Genomic DNA, 21,456 nt, shown 5'->3' with positions numbered 1-21,456 from the left:
ACCTGACCGCGACGGGCCATTGAATGGCTCGGGCTCAACGCCGCCGTCGCCGCTAACGTTTGACGAGCGCATTGACTCTCTTGTCGTGGAATGTTCGAGGGCTCGATGTAATAAAGCCTTTGCGAGGCTGCACGCCACGATATGGCAGCGGCTCGCTTTGCCTTGAACGACAGCCGAAGCATCGGCCGTTTTTGCGAAAGAGGTGCCGCGTTCACGACTATCGGCAAGCGGGTTCTATCGGCGTAGATAGGGCATCAACAGCGCCGTTGCTTCCGGCGACTCCCTGATTCGTGCGGCCGCGGCGGCAATGATTTCGACGACGGCATCTTCGCTGATTCCCTCGCGCGCCGCGATCTCCTGCCTTGGCAACTGCGTATAGCCGGCAATGCCGAAATGGTGTCCGAGGATGAACTGTTCGCGCTCGCTCAGGCCGGCGCGCTCGAGAGCGGCTTTGAGATCGTCGGTAAGCGCAGCGCGGTCCGGTTCATCTCCCGGCAAGGCGCCGGCGAGTTGCTGCGTAGACGCCACGACGTTATAGAAGTCGTCATCGCTGTCGTAGACGAGACTCCGATCCAATGAGCCCGCGCGCTTGATTCGGTCGTATGTCGTGACGAATTTGACGTTTTCCTTCATGCGGCGCAGGAATTCCGGCATGTACTTGCGCCATCCGGTTCGCCACTGCGTCGCGCTTGGTTCGGCTTTCGATCGGCTGACGAGCCGCATGCGCAGCAGTGGCGTCAACACCTCCCGGGCAAGCTGCTCGAACGGCAGCTCGTGTTGCCACTCGTTGTCGCCCGCTTGTTCGCGCAATCGGGCAAGTGCAACCCGCGTCATGATGACTTCCTGCGCGCGAGCGAGCGATACATTCAATCGCTGCGCGTATCGCGCAACCGACCGCTTTAATATCATCGAGCGCGTGACTAAAAATGCGTAATTGGAGAAAGCGAACGACATCTTCGGGTTGTATCCCCAGATCGCCCGTTGCAAACCGGAGATCGCGTCGACGAGAATTTCACTCGACTCGGGCCTGCCTTCAGAGTAGCCCGCTCGGATCGCTGCCGAATACGCGAGCCGGATGTTGCCCTGAAGAAACTCGCTATATGCAACGTTTCCATCATCGATAACGCGCTGCAGCCATTGCACTTGCTCATCGGTGATTGCCAGTGCACGTTCGAGTATCGAATCGAGCTTATCCGCCCGTAGCAAAAACGTCTCGATGTCCGGATCGATGCTGACAACCCGGGTGATGACCTCCTCATACTCCAGTGATGTCTGCCGATGCTCCATCGTGTTTCGTCTTCTTCCCTGCATGGCCGACGAGCGATGCGACGCTCTTCGGCCGACAGCGCCGACACTTCTGAGCACCATGTCGGCGAAGGTCTGGTCACGCGTTGCGGGGTCGCAGAGCAAGAGCAGCAACTTCGCATACTCCCCCGCGTCGATTCGTTTGTAGATTTCGTCGATCTGCTCAGGCTGCCAATATGGCACGTTGTCTTCTGCCGGCATCCCGTCAGCGACGCTTCCCGTGAGCTGCTGCAACGCACGGCGGTACTGCACCGAGGGCCTGAATTTGCTTATCGTCCCTTGCCGTGTGGCCTCCGTCACCAGGGGCTGAGTGGCTGCCAGGCCATGGCGAACCAGCACGGCGTTCAGTTCGTCCTCCGCGAGCACATCGCCTCGCTCGATCAGCAAGGTGGCCAGTCGTTCGAGCGTCGTGCGTTCGCTGATTGGCGGCGAAAGCCGGCCGCTCATCAATTCCGCATGCGCGAGCAACTCGTCGGACGCGAGGCTAATGAGCAGCCGGCTACGGGCGAGCGTGTCGATCTTGAATTCCGTCGTTACCTGCTCGGCCGTATATCGATGCCGGTATGGCCATACGCCCAAGTACGCACGCATGACCAGTTCGACATCCGGTGGCAACTCGCACAAAGCGACCGGCAGTGCGACATCGGACGGCCATGTCACGCCGCGTGTTCGCCGCAGCGTGGCTGTGGCAGCGGCGTAGCTTGCTTCCAATTGGTCGCTGTCATGCAAAGCGATGGCGGTGGCGAGTTCGCCGCGCGCCACGCCCGAACCTGGTTCGAGCGCCTGGCGGTTGGCCGCACTGGGCTGAGGTGGGGGTGATGTCGTTGGAGTGAGTTCGACCCGTGCGTCGGCGGTGCCGGCGCCGAACGACGCCCTCGTCGATATGCCCATTCGGTTTGCGCCGCGGATCAGATGCATGATCAGCTCTCGATAAGCGCTGTGCCACACTCGTGTGCTGAGCCCGTAATGGTTAAAGACATGAGCGAACGACGCCGGCTTGGCGTCCGTACCCAAGCCGTACAGTTCTCTCAGCATCGCGAGCAGCACGCGCGAGCCCATGTATTGTTCGGCACGCGGATCGTTCAGCAAGTCGATGATTTCGGCTAGTTCGGGAAGCGGCTCGCCAGCCTCGAGGCTCGCGCGCGCGAGATCGGCAGCATGCTGAAATGCTTGGAATCCTGGTGTCCTTGCGCCCAGCATGTCCTCGATCTCGACAGCCCGATAGCGCCTGCCATATGGGGCGAGCCCGTACTGCATCGCTATGGCGATCTGATCGGCCGGTTTCATCACGCCGAGCAATTGATCCAACGTCAAGCCGCTTTCCGATGCCTGTGCTTCCATCGCGGCAACGCGTTCTTGCGGAAGCTCGGCGGCAAGCCGCTTCAATAACGCCGTGATCCCCGTGCCATACCGGCTCGCGTCATAGACAACGACGCGCTCCTCGCGAGTATCGTCGAGCTGGCGCCATTCCTCGGTAGCCCCGTCGGGCAGGCTGGCACTGACAAAAAGCCGATAGCGCGGATCATGCAGTTGTTCGAGGTGTGGCCGCGAAGACCAGAACACCCAACTGTAATGGCCGCGTTCAGCATCGAACGCGGCCAGGACGTGGTGATCGTTTGGATTCGATCGAATCCTGCTCAATTGCGCCTGCGACAGCGCTGGGGTCACATAGTTGGTCTGGCCGTCTTCGCTTCTGCGCAGGGTATTGGTCAACCCGTACACCCATGTGCGCTGTCCTTGCACTTCAAACACGACGTCGTCGGCGGACCCTTTGGGCACCATGCAGGCAGGACCCACTTTCTTGATGAACGTCCACACGATGTCGGGTCTGGCCTTAGGCGCGGTGTAAAGCCTTGAGTGCTTGAAAGTGAAATTGAGCGTTTTTGGCGCAAGCGTGACCGGGCGTTCGCCGCGCGCAACAGCGTGACGCAATCGAACCTGATACGAGTCGCGTTGTCCGTTGCGATGCAGTACGAATGGCGCGCGCGTGCCGATAAAGAGCCATTGAAGCGAGTTGCGGCATGCCGTCTGAACGAGATCGTCCGAGACGTTTCCGTCATGGGCGGCAGCTTGTATCAGCGCCCACAACACGTCGAATTGCCCGGGCGCCGGCCATCGGGGCGCTTCGCCCGGCTGCAGGATCGCGCGCAGGCCGGCGTGCAGCAGCACCGCACGCTCGGTATCGGCCGATTGCAGCCATAGCAGTTGGGCATCGTCTGCCGTGCGCTTGGTTTGCAATGCGCGGCGTATTTCCTTTTCGGGCCCGATGACCTCGATGCCTTTAGGCGCCCCCGTGATGACGATCATCTTCCGCGGTACGGCGCGCGAGCCGGTCAGCGCGTCGCGCTCGGGAAGCTGCATGGCGTACTGCAAGCGCATGGCCGCGTCGGCCAACGCTTGCGGATCGTCCATATCCACACGCTCTCTGATCCGTTCGAGGTTCACGCGAGCCAACGTTCGCAGGCGCAAATCGAGCGCTTCGATCAGACGTTCGCCGGTCGCGAAGATGATGGTCTCTTCGAACTCGCCCTCTCGATGGGAGCGCCTCATGCGCTTCAAACCACTCTTTCGGATCGCTTGGACGGCATCGGGCGAAACGGTGGCCACGATACGCGTTCCTACGGGAAACGTCGGACGCACCCGCGGATCGAATAGGACATAGATGCCGTCGCACTCGCCGATCAATACCGGTTCGCGGCCAGGGGCGAAAAGCGCGGAGCGCCCATCGATGCTGCGGATGAAAGGTTGAATCGTCATGGCGACGAAGCCTCGCCGCGTCTGCGCCATTTGTGCGCGATAGGCGAAAATATCGAGCGACTGTGCGCCCAGCGTGGGCAGCTCGACCGTGGCCGGCCAGGGGCGTATGCGAGTTTGCTCCCGATCGAATGACTCGAGTAGCATCAGATGTTCGAGCAATTGCTCGGGAAGATCGTCGCTTCTGGTTCGCCACATTTGCCGGTTGTTTGGTTCGTGCGAGAGGTGGCGCAAGGCGGCGCTCAGCGCGCCGGTTTCGTATCTGGCTGCCACGGCCTGTCGAAATGCAATTCTTCGCTGTCCCAACTGTGCGACATGTGCGGCCATACCGCTGCGCGCGGCTTCTTCGATGACGCTGTCCGGGATGCTGAAATCCATATCCGCGTGCATGTATTGGCCAGGAGCATGGCGCCACAGCACGAGCACGTCGTTATTCGGATCATGGCCGGCATAGAGCGCCACCGCGTCCGGGCTAGGGGCCACAAAGCGATTGGCGATATTGAAAGGGAGGATGTGAGGCAGGCTGCCGCCGCGCAGCAACAATCCGCACCACTGTACGTGGAAGCGCTGCCCATCGATCGCCATTGTCCAAGTGTGCGTACCTAGCTGTTCCCTTACGCATGAGTTGCCGCCTAGCGCATCGATCATCCGTTGCCTTGGCGGCACGCGCAGGCGCGCTGCGATCAATTTGTGCAAATGCTCGATCGGGGCGGCCAGGACTTCTTCGGCATGCCCCAGTTCGAGAGCGCGTCGAGATTGGCTGACGAGGTCGTTTCTACCTTTCGCCAAGCGTATTGTCTGTTCTTCGACACTCAGCACTACGCCGTTTCGCATGGGGCTGGTGGCCGGGTCCCAGGCGACGACGAGCGTGGTGTCTTCGTATTCATAGAGCCCGAGCACGAGCGTCGCGATTTCGTCGCTGTGATAGAAGCTCGTTGCGATGCCTCGCTTGCTCCCGGGGAGCATCGGGCGTATCCGCAACTGGCCCGGCCGCCCGTGCGGCAGAATACGATCGACATAGAGCAACGCGCGCGGTGGGAACGGCGCGGGCAAATCGTAAATGGGCAGCGGGTTCACACCTAGCAGCCCGTGCCGCGTGGCACCGAGGCGCTCGACAATCATTGCCTGCGCCTCGCGGTCGTTGGTGAAATTGCTTGGAATGCCCTCGGCCTGCGAGCGCTGATGCTCGAGGTGCTTTCTGAGCGCCGTCGCGAGATGGGTGGGCTCGGCGGCGAAAATGCTTTCGACTGTAAAGACGTTGCGCTCGACATCTGCTGAAGAATCGAGCGTATAGGCGATACCGGAGGCTTCGGCTTTGCCGAGCAACGCATTGCCGATGTAGGTGCTTGGCCCCGTGCGCTTGATGCCATACACTCCGCGGCTGCGGTCCCAGCCGATCAACACATCGTGCATGCCGTCTGCACGCTCGGACGGTAGCGCTTTAGGTGCGACTTTCACGTAGGGATCTGCGGGCCCATTTATTCGGCCGATATGTAGCCTGACGGTTTGCTCTTCAAACCGGACTACGAGTGTGGCTTCGTCAGAGGGCAACTCGATCGGCTCGGCTTCGGCTCCGAGATCGAACAAAAGGGCCGCGCGCGTGCCCCGAGGAGGGTCGCTAGTGTCGTAGTCGTCGGAGCCGTTGGGGTCGATGAATATTCCGTAGCCACGCACAGGCCTTCCGTCGGACATCAGCAGCAGCGACGAACCCCGCCGCTTGTAGGCACTCCCCAGTCCGAGCGCCCGGCGTACCTCTTTCACTATTGCCTGCAAAGCCGCGGGCGCGCATTGCAAGTGCGAACAGAGCGTATCCACCGCTACATACTGCCCCATGTGTGCAATCAACAGCGCTGCCGCGTTGAATTCCTTTGGGGTCAATGGCCGGGATTTGCCTTTCAGCGGGACAAGGCAGGGTTGTCCGAATTGGGTGACGCTGCGAGATTCGTAGTCGACGACGAACGGTGTGACTACCAAGCGCTCCGGCAGGTCGTTGTCTGATAGCGCATTGCTGTCCGGTAGGTCGCGTTTGCCCCGCGGGCTTGAGGGCGGACGGGGTTTGTCGCCGCTCAAGCCGCTCAGCGGGCCCGCCAATGATTGCTTTTGCCGTGCCGCCCCGCCGTCCGAATCCGATCTCGGTAATCCGCCGAATCCATCCGGGCTGACACTCCCCCCTCCGCCGACATTTGACGAACGCATTGACTGTCTCGAAATGGGATGTCTAAGAACTGGGCGTATTAAAGCGGTTGCAAATGGGCACGCCACAATAAAGCTGCGACGCGGTAGGCCAGGCACCGCGGGCGAAGCATTGGCTGTTTTTGCGAAAGCGATGCCGAACCCGGGGCAAGTGCCAAGCGGCAAGCGCGCTATGGGCGTGGATACGGCGTCAACAGCGCCTGATCCTCCGGGGAGTGCCTGATCTTCGCGGCCGCTGACGCAACGATTTCCGGTATGGCATCTTCATTGATACCCTCGCGTGCCGCGATTTCATGCGATATACGGTGAAGCAGCAACCCGTTATCACGCTAGGTCAAGAGCAAAGCTGAAATCAATCGTTCGCGCCAAGCGCGACGTCTCCTAGACTGCTCGTTCCAGCTGTTGATATTCGCAGCTGCACGTCTTCGTATTGCTTCGTACACCTAAATAATTTTCAAAGGCGCGAGCAGGCGCCGGGGAGTCGTCATGCCTTCAAAAAACAATACGCTGCGTGAGCCGGAACGTCGTCGCTGGCTCAAAGCCGCGGCGCTTGCAACGGGCGCGGCGGCAGTCGGATTTGGCGGTGCGGCGCTAGCGCAACGCCCCGCCGCGACCTTGCGCATCGGTTATCAGAAATACGGCACGCTGGTGCTGCTCAAAGCGCGCGGCACACTCGAGAAGCGCCTGGCAAGCGAAAACGTGACGGTTTCCTGGCTCCAGTTTCCGGCCGGCCCGCAATTGCTCGAGGGGCTCAACGCGGGCGCGCTTGACTTCGGCACCGTCGGCGAGACGCCGCCTATCTTCGCGCAGGCCGCGAACGTCGATTTCGTCTATGTCGGTTATGAACCACCTGCGCCGACGTCGGAGGCCATTGTCGTCGCGCGTCATTCGCCGATCAAAACAGTGACTGATTTGCGTGGTAAGCGTGTTGCGCTCAACAAAGGCTCCAACGTGCACTACCTGCTGGTGCGCGCCCTTGCGCGTGCTGGGCTTTCGTATGCGGATATCCAGCCGATCTATCTCGCGCCAGCTGACGCGCGCGCGGCATTTACGCAAGGCAGCGTCGACGCATGGGTGATCTGGGACCCCTATTTCGCGGCCATCGAACGGCAAACCGATGCGCGCGTGCTCGTCGACGGCACCGGGCTCGTCGACAACACGCAGTTCTATCTCGCGTCGAGAAAGTTTGCGTCGACCGAGCCGCGGCTCGTGCATACAGTCCTCGACCAGCTATCAACGCTCGACGCGTGGTGTCGCGCGAACCCGGCCGCTGTCGCGCGCGAATTGGCGCCGAGCGTCGGGCTCGACGCCGCGACCGTGGAAGTAGCCGCACGTCGCGCGGCATACGGAGCCGCCCGCGTCACGCCGGCAGTGCTCGCGTCGCAGCAGACGATTGCCGATACGTTCAGCGGGCTCAAGTTGATTCCGAAACAGATCGCGGTGAAAGATGCCCAGTGGCTTGCGTGACCGAAGAACACCAGAACACCAGGAGAATATTCGATGAAGGTATTTTGGTTTATCCCGACGCATGGCGATTCACGTTATCTCGGCACATCGGAAGGTGCGCGCGCGGCGACGTTCGATTATTTCAGGCAGATTGCCGTGGCGGCGGACACGCTGGGCTACGAGGGCGTCCTGCTGCCGACGGGACGTTCGTGCGAGGACGCCTGGGTGGTCGCATCGAGTTTGATCTCGGCTACACAACGACTCAAGTTTCTTGTTGCCGTGCGCCCGGGCTTGAGTTCGCCTGCGCTATCGGCTCGCATGGCGGCGACATTTGATCGGCTATCGAACGGGCGTCTCTTGATCAATGTGGTGACCGGCGGCGATCAAGCCGAACTCGAAGGCGATGGCGTCTTCCTCGACCATGACGCGCGGTATCAGGTCACCGACGAGTTTTTGTCGATCTGGCGCGAACATCTTAGGACTGCTAACGAAGGCGGCACGGTCAACTACGACGGCGTCCATCTTCGATCGAAGGATGGCAAGCTGCTTTACCCGCCCGTGCAGCGGCCGCATCCGCCGCTTTGGTTCGGCGGCTCGTCATCGGCCGCGCAAGAGATCGCAGCGTCGCATGTCGATACCTATCTGAGCTGGGGCGAGCCGCCCGAAGCGGTAGCGCAAAAGATCGCCGACGTGCGGGCGAAGGCGCACGCGCGAGGACGTGAGATGAAGTTCGGCATCCGGTTGCACGTGATCGTGCGCGAGACGGCTGACGAAGCATGGGCCGCCGCTGAACGGCTTATCAGCCGGGTCGACGACGAGACGGTCGGGCGCGCGCAAGCGGCGTTCTCGCGTATGGATTCGGAAGGCCAGCGACGGATGGCCGCATTGCACGGCGGCAAAGGGCGCACGCGCGCGGAGCTCGAGGTGTCTCCGAATTTATGGGCTGGCGTGGGGCTCGTGCGCGGCGGCGCGGGCACGGCACTCGTGGGCGACCCGCACCAAGTCGTGGCGCGGATGAACGAGTACGCCGAACTCGGCATCGATACGTTCATTCTCTCCGGCTATCCGCATCTGGAAGAAGCGTATCGCTTTGCCGAACTCGTCTTCCCGAAGCTGCCGGGCCGCGTGCGCGAACGTGTTGGCGCGCCGTTGTCGGGCCCGCTTTCGGGGCCGTTTGGTGAAATTGTCGGCAATTCATATCTGCCTCACGCGTCGCAAAGCTGAATTCGCGCCGCCTTACGTCGCATCACATGACGTCTCATCGCCTTGAGGGAGCCACGCATCGTGAAATGGCAAGGAGTCCTAACGAAACGTATCGCATCCAAGGTCACGCCCTGGATCGTGCCTGCACTGATCCTCGCTACTTGGGAGGTGAGCGTGAGAGCCGGCTGGCTTTCGGCGCGGGTTTTGCCCCAGCCGCTCGCTGTGGCCGACGCGGCATGGGCGTTGTCGGCCAGCGGCGCAATGTGGGCTGACGTGAAAGTGAGTGCATGGCGTGCGTTGTCGGGCTTTGTCGTCGGCGGCGGCATCGGATTTTTGCTCGGCCTGGCGGCGGGCGTCTTCACGCTCGCCGAGGCCGTGCTCGATTCCACGGTGCAGATGATTCGCAACATTCCTGCGCTCGCGATGATTCCGCTCGTGATTCTGTGGTTCGGCATCGGAGAAGAGGCGAAGCTGTTTTTGGTGGCGCTAGGCGTGTTCTTTCCTGTCTATCTGAATACGTTTCATGGCATTCGCTCGGTCGACGCGCATCTCGTCGAGATGGCAAAGAGCTATGGCGTGCGCGGCTTCGCGCTTTATCGCGACGTCATCCTGCCCGGTGCGTTGCCGTCGATTCTCGTTGGCGTGCGGTTCGCGCTCGGCCTGATGTGGGTCATGCTGATCGTGGCGGAGACGATTTCAGCGCAATCGGGCATTGGCTACATGACGATGAATGCGCGCGAGTTTATGCAAACCGACGTGGTCGTCGTAGGCATCTTGCTCTACGCATTGCTCGGCAAGCTCGCTGATTTACTTGCACGTGTGCTCGAAAGATTGCTGCTGCCTTGGCAGAACGTGGGCGGCGCGGTGCAAGCGGGTGGTGACCGCGCGCCGCGCCGGAATGCGGCGATTGCACGTGTAAGCGCGAGCCGGCGGCCATCGGGATTCAAAGGAGCCAAGGCATGACGGCAGCAAGCGAGGTAGCCGTGCGGCTGCGATCGGTGACAAAGCGATACGGTGCGCGCACGGTGCTGGATCGGCTCGACCTGTCGATCGACAAGGGCAGCTTCGTGGCGGTCATCGGCCGCAGCGGGTGCGGGAAGTCGACGCTGCTGAGGCTCGTGGCTGGGCTCGAAACGGCCGATGACGGCGAACTCAACATCGGTGGCGGACCGAGCGATGTGGGCGATGTTGGCGCCGAGCCTGGCGCGCCGCGCACGCGGATCATGTATCAAGAGGCGAGGCTATTGCCGTGGAAAAACGTGTTGGGCAATGTGATGCTTGGCCTGCCGCGCACCGCGCGCGACGATGCGCGAGCGGCACTTGATGAAGTGGGGCTAGGCACACGAGCGCGCGATTGGCCGGCGCAATTGTCCGGTGGTCAGCGGCAGCGCGTGGCGCTTGCGCGCGCGCTCGTGCATCGCCCTGATCTGCTACTGCTCGACGAGCCGCTCGGTGCACTCGATGCGTTGACGCGGCTCGAAATGCAAGAATTGATCGAGCGGCTGTGGCGCGAACATCGTTTTACGGCCCTGCTTGTCACGCACGATGTTCACGAGGCAGTGGCATTGGCACAGCGGATTTTGCTGATCGAGCGCGGTAGCATCGCGCTCGATCGCGCCGTCGATCTGCCGAAGCCCAAGACGCGCGGCACGGCTGCGTTTGCCGCAATCGAAGAGGACGTGTTGCAACGCGTGCTGCAACACATCGAGCATGTTTGAAAATTCGTACGTTCACCGCTGATGGTCAACGGCAACGACAGGATTGATTCATGACAGAAAGATTGAAACTCGTAGCGGTTTCCGGCGGGTTGCAACGGCCCTCGCGTACGCTCGTGCTCGTCGAGGAAATCGTCACCGCGCTCAGCATCGCGATGCCGCTCGATGTCCGGCTGATCGAACTGGGTGAACTTGCCCCCGCGCTTGGGCGCACGCTTTATCGTAATCGTCTGCCCGAGTCGGCCGAGATGCAGCTCGAGGCCATCGAGACGGCGGACGTGCTGGTGGTCGCAAGCCCCGTGTTTCGCGGCTCGTTCTCGGGGCTCTTCAAACATTTATTCGATCTCATTGCGCACGACGCGCTCGTCGATAAGCCGATACTGCTGGCCGCGACTGGTGGCAGCGATCGACACGCCCTCGTGATCGAACATCAGTTGCGGCCGCTCTTCGCGTTCTTTCAGGCGCTCACGTTGCCTGTCGGGGTTTATGCAAGCGAACGCGACTTCAATGGCTACGAGATCTCGAGCGCCGCACTGCATGAACGCATCGCGCTTGCAGTTGAACGTGCTTTGCCGCTGCTGAAGGCGCGCCCGGCTCGCCCAGTTCAGGTTGATACTGCGCACGCGTGACTTGTATCGACGAATTAATTTCCAATGCCGGCCGTAACGATGCCGTTGCGGCCGGTCTTGCCTCCTTTGCGAATGAATTGACGGCTCATGATGCAAGCCCTTCGACAGAAGGCAGGCGAGCATTGCACGCCTGCTCGACCTCATCTGGCCACACGGGTTCGCGACAGGTCAGTTGCGCAAGGTAATGCACCGTCGCTTGGATAAGGCTCGGGAGCGCTGTGATGGCAAGAAGCAGCCACAAGAGAGGATGTCCGGAATTCAGGATGTCGGGTACATCCTCAAACTGCATTCGCAGAGAGTTCCGGAAGGAAATTTCAGTTGTCAGTAGCTCCGCTACCGGAGGCACGGACGATGGACCTTCTTCCATGAAACGCCGGTAGTATTCGAAGTCTTGACATAGCTCTTCCATCACTTGCTGGCCGGCCGAGCTGTTCTCGTCAAATGCGAGCACTACACGCTTTCCGATAGAGAACGTATCTATCACCAGGCCCTTGTCGTTCAGGACGAGGCAACGGACGACACGCGGTGCAGTTCCACCGAGGCCGGCTTTGGGTTTTCGCTCAACGTACAAGAAGGCGTTGTCCCACGGAACGGATATAACCCCGCCTGGGCCGTTGTGGCGGAAAGCATATATCGTGCGGTCAGCCCTATTGAACCGTATCGGCTTGCGGGTGTAGTTGAAGCAATCGACCCGAAGCGCTCGCACCGATATCCAAACTCCTCCCGTGGACAAGAGGGAGAAAAAGGCCAGGAGACCGTACACCATGCCGTCCTCGCGCTTTTCTCGAAAACCCGCAGGCATATGCGTAGCCATCCACACAAACATGGCAATCAGACATAAGAAAGCGACACCGGCGGTCGCAAATATAAGCACGCCCCACCCCTTTTCGCGATAAAGCCCATCGCATACCTCAAGGTAGGTATCGGTCGCACTGAATACGGTGCCTACGCTTTTAGCCCCATCTGTGCACGGTTTATCCACTTGCAGCCGTGCCGATGCCTCCGTATCCGTCACTGGTTGATTGAGCTTGTACCAAGAGAGTCCATCAAAAGCCATGCTGGCTCCAATCAAGAGAAAATTGCCGAGAATGCTTTCTGGTCTTGTTCCAGGCGTTCAAATCGTTCGCTACTCGCCTTTATGCCGAAATAGCACTGCTCGAGCCACTCGTTAATTTCTCGGCCCTTGAAATAGTTAATCAACACACCGACGACGGCAGCGAGAAGTAGTAGAGGCAACGCCAGCACACTTCCCACGAATGCAATCGCGACCAGGGTCGCACCGACAACCGCTGACGCGGTGTAGAGCGCCAACATAAGGAAGTTGCTGTGCTTGAATTCGTCCCACGCGTGATAGGCATCGATAGCCGCCGACACGAGCCCGACCACCGCTCCGCCATACTTCCCAGCCAGCTCCAAGCGATGAGCCCAGCGCAGCCAACCACCGGATAACTTCACGCCTCCATTCTCCAGCCCCTTGATCGTGGCTCCGCCATACTGCGCGACACTTGCGGTAAGCCCAGCCACCGCATTGTCGAACTTGATGGCATTCTCGGTCGCGTTAAACCGGTTTGACTTCTTTAGTTCTTCCCGCGCCAACCGCAGGTTAATTGCGTTAAAGATCGCCCCGATGCCCGCAAATGCCGGTTCACCTTTGGCCATCAGCCGAAACTTCGGCATGTAGATATTTTCGACGACATCCGGCGTCAGCATCGACGCGGCCATTTGCTTGGACACGCTAGGCGTGCCCTTGACGCTGGACAGGTTCGCGGCTTCCTGCTCAGCGCTTTGAACAGGCACGAACTGCTTGACCTTCACCTCCCAATCCTTGTCGCCCGCAGGCACGGCCTTCTCGCGCAGCTTCGTTTGCAAATCCCGCACATCGATTTGTTGCCGCCCCGGCATCATTTCCTGCATCTGCCGCGCGATGTAGTTCACCCACTGATTCGGCGAACCCCATAGCGCTTTGAACTCGAATAGCTTTTTAGTCCGCATGCACATCGCGGCGTAGATTATTTTGGCGGCTGTTGCGTCCACGCCGGCGCTCACCGCTTCGACAATCGGGCCGCCCGCCTGTTGCAGAAGACGAGCGACCGAGCCGGCGAGGGCGCCTGACAAGCGAGGGTCCGCCTGTTTCGCAACTTCCTCTATCTGGCTATACGACTCGATGAGTTTTGCCACCGACTCGCGCATCTCGATGTACGGATAGCTCGACGCTTGCTTGACCTTCTCGGCGAGAACGGGATGGTTCAGCACGAGCGCGCGCAGCAGCGGGTTGCGCGTATCCGTCACATCGCCCTTCGCCCATTTGACGAGCACATCGACCGTTTCCTTGCGGTCCGCTGCGCCTTCGATGCAACCGGTGAACGTGTTCGTGTAGTGGACGCCGCTGCGGCAGTTGCCCTGTTCGTAATCGAATTGAAAGACATTCAGCAACGCCGGACTCGTCAACCAGGCCTGATGGTCCTGCGATAGCGGCACGAGCGTGCTCGCCTGCTCGTGCTTGAGCACCTCGGCCATGCGCTCTTTGAAGTCGACGATGGCCTGCTGCCGATAATGCATCGTGTACGGCTTCCACGCTTCGGGGCCCGCGCTGACAAGGTCCGCTTGCTTCATCGCCTCGATGCTTTTGAGCTGCTTGTCGAGCAGCTTGCCGCCGTCGAATATCGCACTGGCGCCCAGCCCCTGGTATGTATTTGCCTGTATCAACCGGACACCACTTTCCACGTCCTCCTTCGCCGACGCAATCACAGCGTCGTGCAGCGCATCGATGGCGCTCGTGGCCCAGATACCGTGTTCGTACGGTTCAAGCGTGGCGCCGAACGCGAGCCGCTGCTCGAAGTTCAACTCTTGCGTAATGCCGACCGGATCCCACAGCGCGAAGATGAGTCCCTTGTCAGGCGTAATGGAATCCATCGCCTGCTTCAGCGCAGGCCCTTGTCCGGTGCGATGGTGGTATGTGAAGCAAGCGCTTGACAATGCCTCGGGCGGGCTGCCTTTGTATTCGCTGAGCAGATCCGCGACGTGCGTGACGGTCTCCGTATGGGGCTGCTGCGTGCTGCCGTTTAACGACCCGGTCGCGTCGAATGTTTGCATTCGCTTGTCGCGACAGCCCATGAAATTGGTCGCGTATAGGTCGCGCACCTTTTTGGTCCAGCGTTCCTCGCTGAAAGCCAAGTAGACGACACCTGCCCTTTGCGCATCTTCAATGGTGATGCACTGCGCCAACTGCGCGTGTTCGGGCTGATGACAGTTGAAGGGCCGCTCGACGCTGCGGTCGATATTCAGGTCAACCGGAAACTCGTACAGGTATCCCTCGGCGGTCACCGCGTAGGCCTGCCATCGTACGGTCTTCGGATAGAACACGTACACGTAACCGTAGCGCAGCGTGCGCAACGTGTACTTGGCCTTCTTGAGCGCAATACTCGTTACGCCCTCGCCGAACGTACTGCCCATCAGCCTCATCGCACCGGACGAACCGTGCGCCTTCGTATCGGCGAAGGCTGAGTATCGGACAGGAAGAATCGGCAGCCCTTTTTTCTGGCACATTGAGCAGCTGCCTGACTCGCGCGTGGACGCCTGCATTGCCGCTATCGTCAGTTGCCTGATAGTCGAGAAGTCGAAGTCGTATGCCATATTCTTGTCTCGTTCAAATCATTGGTATTGGATGCTCTCGCGCGCAATGGCATCCCAGTCGCGTTGGGTCCAATGAGCGACCGTCTCGGCATAAGGGTGCGTCTCTGGCGCCTGCAATACGGTCCGCACGCGCGGGTGACGGTCAAAACAGGGGGAGACAACGGTGCCGTGAAGCCCAAAAGCAAGTAGGTCCGAGCCAGAAAGGCCATAGGTCTCGCCCTTCATCAACTGGGCGTCGAGCAGCGACGGCATGTCGGCCGTGATTGCGACTCCGTTACCACGCAGTGCATCGAGCGCGCGCTCGATGATCTCAACGCGGGTGAGTTGCTTGTACTGTTTGTTCGTCAGTAAAAATTCGTCATTCGGGCTTTGGGCGCCTTGCATGGTCACCCATCCCGCATCCCGGTCGAGATAAGTCCACCGAGCCGCAGGCCCCATCAGCGCGCCCAGTTGTTCGGGTTTGAGTATCCATTGCAGATGCGCAAACACGCGTGGGTCATAAAAACGGAAGATTGCAGTCCCTTCCGTTGGCTTCGGCAATACCAGGCGCTCAGCAAGATGCCGCTGTAGCCGATGGCCTGCTTTGTCACATTCGAGGATGGCGCAGATGACGGGCGGCGCACCCGACGCATGGCGTTGCTCAGCGCGCTCGCGCAATGCCGGCAATTGCTCGTTCGGATGCTCGGCGCAATAGAGCACCGGCGCCGCCCCTGCCAATTCCGGCCGCGCTTCGGGAACGAGCTCACCGACCTCATAGACCGGCGGCACATTGGAAAGCTCAAGCTTGCCATTGAGGGGCTCGACGATAACGCAGTGAATCATGTGCGACCGATACGAGACTCGCCGACAACTCGCTGCGGCAAGCGCGCCTGCGCTCCCAAAGGAGACTCCAGTATCAGCGTTCTGTTTACCTGCTCGATGCCCGCAGCGATTGCGAGCGTATGAGCGAGCTTACCCATATCGATTACCCCTCTTTCAATCGCATCGGCGAATTAAAAGAGCGGCATCATAAGTTAAAAAATGGCGCAATTACAACGACGCGTTAATTTTCAGACTATCTCGAAATTCATTATGAATAAGCTGGGAATTTGTGCCGGAGAAAACGGTTATTTTTTTGAGATAGCGTCGACCGTAAGCAGTTTTTACGGTTATACGCATTCCGTTGACCGCGCTGCGCGCGCCGGCAAGCCGCTTACATCCAATGACTTGTGAGCGGGGCTAGACTCGTGCGCACTACTTTTTTTGCGCAATACGGACGTCATTTGGGAAAGCATTATCACCTTCGTGATCGGCTCCAGTGAGAGTCAGAAGAGCTGTACGGTGTGCCAGCAATTGTGGGCGCGCGAGGTCTAGATCGCGGACGGCCGACAGGGCAAGCTCAAAATTCACTGCGTAGTTGCATATGAAGTTGGAGCGCCCGCTGGGGTCAAGTCGATCGAATGGCGGACTAATCGTGCCGTCGGGACCTCAGAGCACGCTGTCGATCTGATCAATTGAATCGGGCGAGATCGGAAATCAAGATCTATTTCCATGTGTTCAAGAGCGGCTGTCAAGTCGAGCCCCCGCAATTGGCCGCGACCACGCTGTTGATGTTCCGTCGCCTGCGGCTCGAGCAGGACCTGACGCGAAAGCGAAAGTTGTTCGATGAGGTCGGCATCTCGCTATGTAAGCGCGAACTGAAGGAGAACAAAGGCACGCTGCTTGACGCGACGATCATCGAAGCGCCGCCGTCGACCAAGAACGCTGATAAGAGCCGCGCCCCGGAGATGCACCAGAAAAGAAGAACAACGAGCCGATTCGATCATCCACCGTGCGTTCCTTAGCGTTAAACAGCGCGCTGCGATGTAGTTATTCCCACGTGCGGTGGTCACGCTCGAATCGAACGCTCGATTGACTAGCGCGTCTTCCCTTGTTGGCCAAGTCTCATTCGCGTTTCATTCGGATCGCATTTTGTTGCATTGGTCGACGAACTGTTAAGTTCGAGTAAATGACTACATAACAATTTACGATGATAGTTCGTTGTCCTCACTACAGCGGCCATTAATGGCGCCGCTATAATGCGGCACTGTCAATCGTATTTCGCTCCATGCGCCGAATCCTGTTTGCACTGCTGGTGTCGTTTGGACTCGTCACGCATGCGATGGCTGATGAGGCCGAACCCATCCGCGATGCGTCCGCTTCATCGACATCCGCATCGTCGGTGCCGCTTGCAGCGAGCGAGCCGGCGGCACGTATGCATCGGGTTTCGGCATTGCTAGTGCGCAGGTTTGGTCTTGCTCGCGCGAAGGCGGAGCAGATCGCTGAGGCCGTGATGGCGTCGGCGTCGAAATACTCGTTGCCGCCCGCGCTCGTGCTATCGATTATCTCGATCGAATCGCGATTCAAGGAGAACGCGCGCGGTGCGCACGGCGCGACCGGGCTGATGCAGGTGGTGCCAGCCGCGCATCGACGGCTCGTGACGAACGTCGATCTCACGCAACCGGCTGCCAACATCGAAGCAGGCTCGGCAATCCTGCACGGCTATATTGAATCGGCGCAAGGCGATGTCACGACGGCGCTGCGCGCTTACGGCGGATCGACGGCCTATGCCCGCAAAGTCAGTGTGCATGCACGCGATTTCGAATTGAACGCGGCAGCGAGCGACACAGGCACCGCTAGCGCAGCGAGCGGCGCCCGTTGATCGTTCCGACCGCGTTTCGTCACCATTGCTTCATTCTCATGCCAAATGAATTTGCTATATCGCTGCGCGCCGAAGTTGATAGCTCTGTTAGACTCGTTATGCATCGGCAAAGAAAATTGATAAAGCGAATCGAGATGGCCGGGCCAATTTCAATCATTAGGAACGTGCCGTGAAATTGCTCCGCCGACTATTGATTTGCTCGATGCCGCTTACGGCGATGGCCTATGCCGAAGCGACACAATGGACCTTTCTCTCCAGCGCGCGCGACCTCTCCTATGCGGTCGATACCGACAGCGTCGTAACGGGCTCTGAAGGCTACGTGGAATACATCGCAAAGACCACCTGGAAAGCGCCTGCCATGCTGTCCGGCGTTGCGAAGCCGGTGTCTGTTTCTCTCACCCGCTATCAGATCGATTGCTCTCACAAGCAGTGGCGGGCTGTCGATACCCGTTACGAGACCGCCGACGGAGAGCCGGCCGGCAGACTGCAGCCGGCCGCCCCGAAATGGTCGGCGATTGGGCCAGGGACGGTGGTCGACCTGATGTTTCGTAAGGTCTGCTAGCACTAACAGTTAGGTGGGCGAACGGTTAGGAGTGATGACGATTGACTGCTCCCGCGCACGATTGATGGGCATGTTCTAGTATGTGGACGGTCGCCTGGCGGGTGCCCGGGGTACTTATGCCAAACGACATCAACCGGACAGGAGAACACGATGCAAATGATTCGGAAACTGAATGTTGCCGTGCTGCTATGGTCTGTGGCAACGGGCGCTGCGTTCGCCCAAGTCGAGTTCAATGCGAACCTCCAGCCCTCGAGCGAGGTGCCACCTACGACGAGCAAGGGAAGCGGTACCGTGCAGGCGACGTTCGACCCCTCCACCAAGATGCTCAAATGGACGGTGAAATATGAAGGGCTGACGGGGCCGGCCACGGCTGCTCACTTCCATGGCCCGGCCGCCGTTGGCGTGAACGCGGGCGTCCAGGTGCCCGCCCAGGTGCCGGCCGAGCCCAGTGGCCAGGTTACGGGTGAGGCGCCGGTCACCAAGGCGCAGATCGCTGACATAGAAGCAGGCCAGTGGTACTTCAACGTGCATACCGCAAAATACAAGGGCGGCGAAATTCGCGGTCAACTGAAGCCGGCGCATTGACGGTCTGTTGATCCCACGCTGAGCGTGTGCCGCAATGAGCTGGCAAAGCGCCGTCGCCTGCTGGATTCTCAAGCGGACATTTCGGCCCGAAACGGAAAAACCGCATGTCGAAGTGGAGCGTGCGCGCCTGCGTGCGGCGGGCCGTGCATGGTCGCCCAAAGTGCCGGCGGGCTGGCGCCTCGGCGAACGCTATCGATGTGAAGACGCACCGCTTCGCGGCGAATGGCTAGAGCCGATTGCCGACGTTGCGAGCGGTGCGCCGCTGATCACGGTGCTTTATCTGCACGGCGGCGGCTATTACTTTTGTTCGCCGAAATCGCATCGCTCGCTGGTATTTCCATTGACGGCGCACATCGGCGCCCGCACGTTCTCGCTCGATTATCGGCTCGCACCAGAGCATCCGTTTCCGGCGGCGCTCGACGACGCGCGAGCGGCTTATCGTCAATTGCTTGCTGATGGCACGCCAGCCGATTCGATCATCGTCGCAGGCGATTCGGCCGGCGGCGGGCTCGCGCTCGCGCTGCTCGTCGCATTGCGCGACAGCGGCGAGCCGCTGCCGGCCGCCGCGCTGCTGTTCTCGCCCTGGACGGATCTTGCGGCGACGGGCGCCACGCTGGCAAGCAACGACGGTGCCGACCCAATGTTCCGCGGCGCGGCCATTGCGCGCGCGGCCAAGTTCTATCTCGGCGCGACGAGCCCGACTCATCCGTACGTGTCGCCGCTCTATGCCGATTTAGGCGGATTGCCGCCGCTTCTGATTCAGGCGGGCAGCACCGAAGTGCTGCTCGATGACGCGCGGCGGGTCGCCGAGCGCACTCGCGCCGCGCAGGGGGACGTGCAATTCGAAGTGTGGGCGAGGATGCCGCATGTCTGGCAGCTGTTCGCCCCTTTCGTGCCGGAGGCGACGCGTGCGCTCGATGGGGCGGCTGCGTTCGCCAAGCGTCACGCGAAAGCGCGGCGCCCTCACGTTACCGATGCTAGATCGATCGCCCGATAGGCGGCCTCGACAGGCTCCGTGCCGTAGCGCCGCTCAAGCCTGCGCACCGTGAAATGCCCGTGTGCCGTCTGCTGAAAATGATCGATAAAGGCGGTGTTGACGAGCACGCCGAGCACCGCCCCGATGGCCGGAATCGACTTGGCGGCGACCTGTTCGCTAACCTGCACCGAAAACCGGGCGGCGATCGTATTGATCAGCCTTAGCAACGCGGGTGCGCTATGCGACGCGACGCTTTTCGAGGCGAGTTCGGACGATGCCTTCGACACCGCTTGTGCCAACGCCCCGCGTGCGACGAAGTAGCCGAAATCGGCGTCCTCATCGGCGCGTGCGGCGGCGTGACCCAAGCCGCCCGGGCCACTTAGGCCACCTAAGCCGAACACCGACAAGCACTCGAGCCGCGTCTCGGCCGCACGCAGGTCTTCGCCTTCGCTGCGGGCGATGTCGCAAATCGATCGGAACATCAGCGTCGTGGTGACGGGCAATTCGGCGGGCAGCGCAATCAGCCCGAACGCACCGCCGGCTGCGCCGGTCGTGGCGACCGCCAGTTTGTGCCAGATGTCGCGCGATTTGCGCTCGGGCTCGCCCGGCGAGGCGCTCACGCTGGCAAGCGCCGCCTGCAGACATTTGTCCAATGCAACGCGGGTGGCCGACGCAATCGTGTCATGCGCGACAGCGGGCAGCCGCTCCATGAGCCGCTCGATGGGTGCGCCGACCGCACTTGCCAGCTTCATCGCAAGCGGTCGCGTCTCGAGCGCCCGCTTCGCGCGCGCAAGCGCGGCGAGTTCATCGCTGCCAAGCACGCAAGCGATGGATGAGATCGGTTTCATAGTCCGAATACCAGGACATCGCAGATACTCTTTCTCGTATATCCGCGAGCGCCGAACAACCCTGTCCGAATGGAACGCCCGCCGGTCGTTCGCGCGATAGCATTGGCGCCATAGCGGACGCTAGCGAATTTCGCGCATACCGCTAGCGGGTTTCGTGACCATGGAGAACGCGCAGCCGGAGCCGCCGGCGCTACCGCCTGAGGCTGCAGCGCCAGCCCGCTCATACTGCTCGCGCTCGCGCGCCTTGACCGATGCCGAATGCCCATCGGTGTTACGAACCATGGCTAGATCACTCGCATCGCCCCTTTTCAGATTCAGCCACTACGCCTCCACGCGAACCTGTGCCGCCTGCATGCCCTTCTGGCCTTTCTCAGCCACGAAGGAAACCGTCTGGCCTTCCTTCAGGCTTTTGAAACCTTCGCTTTCAATGGCCTTGAAGTGGACGAACAGGTCGTCACCGCCACCTTGAGGCGTGATGAAACCGAAGCCTTTCTCATCGTTGAACCACTTTACGGTGCCGGTCTGTCGATTAGACATAGGGTGTATCTCCAAGAACAATGTTTTCAGCCGCGCTGTGCTGCCCAGGATGGGGCAAAGCCGTCGTTTCGCATAACCCGACTTCGAGAGGCGCGACGCCGTTATTCTAGTCGCCTTTAAGCCGCGCATTCGCTTCGGGATGTTGCCGAAAACCTGGACGTAGGCGCGAATTTGCGCGCCCGATCCGGGGCATTGGTGCGCGGATAGATCGATGCTCGATAGTGAGATCAGCAAACTCGAGAAGCGGCTGGCAACGTGACAGCGCCAGGAAGGGATCCTGTCACGATCTCACTTGGCGCAAATCGCTGCGCAAGTGTCGCATCGGGAACGAAGGGCCATTGCTGACGCGCGGCGATAACTTCGCCGGTTGCGTTGCCAGGGTAGACGGCT

At 60.4% G+C, this 21,456-nt stretch carries 16 protein-coding genes and 1 pseudogene; 10 read left to right on the top strand and 7 right to left on the bottom strand.

What is annotated here, in order from left to right; all coding sequences use genetic code 11:
• Window positions 1-234: 234 nt before the first annotated feature.
• The gene (locus ACSQ20_RS17140; RefSeq protein ID WP_436022017.1) at window positions 235-6,255 is read right to left on the bottom strand and encodes a hypothetical protein; all 6,021 of its coding nucleotides are present in this window, start codon (window positions 6,253-6,255) and stop codon (window positions 235-237) included.
• A 483-nt stretch (window positions 6,256-6,738) separates the two neighbouring features.
• Here ACSQ20_RS17140 and ACSQ20_RS17135 point away from each other — a divergent pair, with 483 nt between their 5' ends.
• The 5 genes from ACSQ20_RS17135 to msuE are packed head-to-tail and all read left to right on the top strand — an operon-like array spanning window position 6,739 to window position 11,245.
• Window positions 6,739-7,719: a sulfonate ABC transporter substrate-binding protein gene (locus ACSQ20_RS17135; RefSeq protein WP_436022015.1), complete on the top strand. Its 981-nt coding sequence runs from the start codon at window positions 6,739-6,741 to the stop codon at window positions 7,717-7,719.
• A 33-nt stretch (window positions 7,720-7,752) separates the two neighbouring features.
• Window positions 7,753-8,922, top strand: a complete 1,170-nt coding sequence (gene ssuD, locus ACSQ20_RS17130; RefSeq protein WP_436022013.1) for an FMNH2-dependent alkanesulfonate monooxygenase — start codon at window positions 7,753-7,755, stop codon at window positions 8,920-8,922.
• A 57-nt stretch (window positions 8,923-8,979) separates the two neighbouring features.
• Window positions 8,980-9,864 (top strand): aliphatic sulfonate ABC transporter permease SsuC, encoded by an 885-nt coding sequence (ssuC, locus tag ACSQ20_RS17125; protein ID WP_436023196.1) that lies wholly within the window; start codon window positions 8,980-8,982, stop codon window positions 9,862-9,864.
• Window positions 9,861-10,619, top strand: a complete 759-nt coding sequence (locus ACSQ20_RS17120) for an ATP-binding cassette domain-containing protein (protein WP_436022011.1) — start codon at window positions 9,861-9,863, stop codon at window positions 10,617-10,619. The genes ssuC and ACSQ20_RS17120 overlap by 4 nt, the downstream gene beginning before the upstream one ends.
• A gap of 50 nt (window positions 10,620-10,669) precedes the next feature.
• Window positions 10,670-11,245: an FMN reductase gene (gene msuE / locus ACSQ20_RS17115; RefSeq protein WP_436022009.1), complete on the top strand. Its 576-nt coding sequence runs from the start codon at window positions 10,670-10,672 to the stop codon at window positions 11,243-11,245.
• Window positions 11,246-11,330: 85 nt separating this feature from the next.
• Here the strand turns inward: msuE and ACSQ20_RS17110 are convergent, their stop codons facing one another.
• Genes ACSQ20_RS17110 through ACSQ20_RS17100 form a run of 3 tightly spaced genes read right to left on the bottom strand, consistent with a single transcriptional unit; the run spans window position 11,331 to window position 15,700 of the window.
• A complete protein-coding gene (locus ACSQ20_RS17110; protein ID WP_436022007.1) occupies window positions 11,331-12,302 on the bottom strand; it encodes a DUF6708 domain-containing protein in 972 nt (323 codons plus the stop codon).
• Between the two features lie 11 nt (window positions 12,303-12,313).
• Complete coding sequence (locus tag ACSQ20_RS17105; protein WP_436022005.1) at window positions 12,314-14,878, bottom strand: T6SS effector BTH_I2691 family protein; 2,565 nt, start codon at window positions 14,876-14,878, stop codon at window positions 12,314-12,316.
• A gap of 18 nt (window positions 14,879-14,896) precedes the next feature.
• Complete coding sequence (locus ACSQ20_RS17100) at window positions 14,897-15,700, bottom strand: DUF4123 domain-containing protein (RefSeq protein WP_436022003.1); 804 nt, start codon at window positions 15,698-15,700, stop codon at window positions 14,897-14,899.
• Window positions 15,701-16,452: 752 nt separating this feature from the next.
• Here ACSQ20_RS17100 and ACSQ20_RS17095 point away from each other — a divergent pair.
• From ACSQ20_RS17095 to ACSQ20_RS17075, 5 genes and pseudogenes are all read left to right on the top strand, one after another.
• Window positions 16,453-16,662, top strand: a pseudogene (locus ACSQ20_RS17095) (IS5/IS1182 family transposase); the annotation flags it as partial.
• A 302-nt stretch (window positions 16,663-16,964) separates the two neighbouring features.
• Entirely contained in the window at window positions 16,965-17,558 is a 594-nt protein-coding gene (locus ACSQ20_RS17090; protein ID WP_436022001.1) for a transglycosylase SLT domain-containing protein, read from the top strand.
• A 169-nt stretch (window positions 17,559-17,727) separates the two neighbouring features.
• Window positions 17,728-18,120, top strand: coding sequence for a surface-adhesin E family protein (locus ACSQ20_RS17085; protein ID WP_436021999.1), 393 nt, complete (start codon window positions 17,728-17,730; stop codon window positions 18,118-18,120).
• 150 nt (window positions 18,121-18,270) lie between these two features.
• Complete coding sequence (locus ACSQ20_RS17080) at window positions 18,271-18,705, top strand: CHRD domain-containing protein (protein ID WP_436021997.1); 435 nt, start codon at window positions 18,271-18,273, stop codon at window positions 18,703-18,705.
• Window positions 18,706-18,739: 34 nt separating this feature from the next.
• Window positions 18,740-19,702, top strand: coding sequence for an alpha/beta hydrolase (locus tag ACSQ20_RS17075; RefSeq protein WP_436021995.1), 963 nt, complete (start codon window positions 18,740-18,742; stop codon window positions 19,700-19,702).
• Here the strand turns inward: ACSQ20_RS17075 and ACSQ20_RS17070 are convergent.
• From ACSQ20_RS17070 to ACSQ20_RS17060, 3 genes are all read right to left on the bottom strand, one after another.
• Window positions 19,669-20,529: an EcsC family protein gene (locus ACSQ20_RS17070; protein ID WP_436021993.1), complete on the bottom strand. Its 861-nt coding sequence runs from the start codon at window positions 20,527-20,529 to the stop codon at window positions 19,669-19,671. The genes ACSQ20_RS17075 and ACSQ20_RS17070 overlap by 34 nt on opposite strands.
• 120 nt (window positions 20,530-20,649) lie before the next feature.
• Complete coding sequence (locus ACSQ20_RS17065; protein WP_436021991.1) at window positions 20,650-20,811, bottom strand: hypothetical protein; 162 nt, start codon at window positions 20,809-20,811, stop codon at window positions 20,650-20,652.
• 39 nt (window positions 20,812-20,850) lie between these two features.
• The gene (locus ACSQ20_RS17060; RefSeq protein ID WP_436021989.1) at window positions 20,851-21,066 is read right to left on the bottom strand and encodes a cold-shock protein; all 216 of its coding nucleotides are present in this window, start codon (window positions 21,064-21,066) and stop codon (window positions 20,851-20,853) included.
• Window positions 21,067-21,456 lie beyond the last annotated feature (390 nt).

Source organism: Trinickia sp. LjRoot230 (assembly GCF_964253315.1).
In the GTDB taxonomy this organism is placed as follows: domain Bacteria; phylum Pseudomonadota; class Gammaproteobacteria; order Burkholderiales; family Burkholderiaceae; genus Trinickia.
Note: the sequence above shows the minus strand (reverse complement) of the source record. Positions and strands in the feature narration are given on the sequence as shown.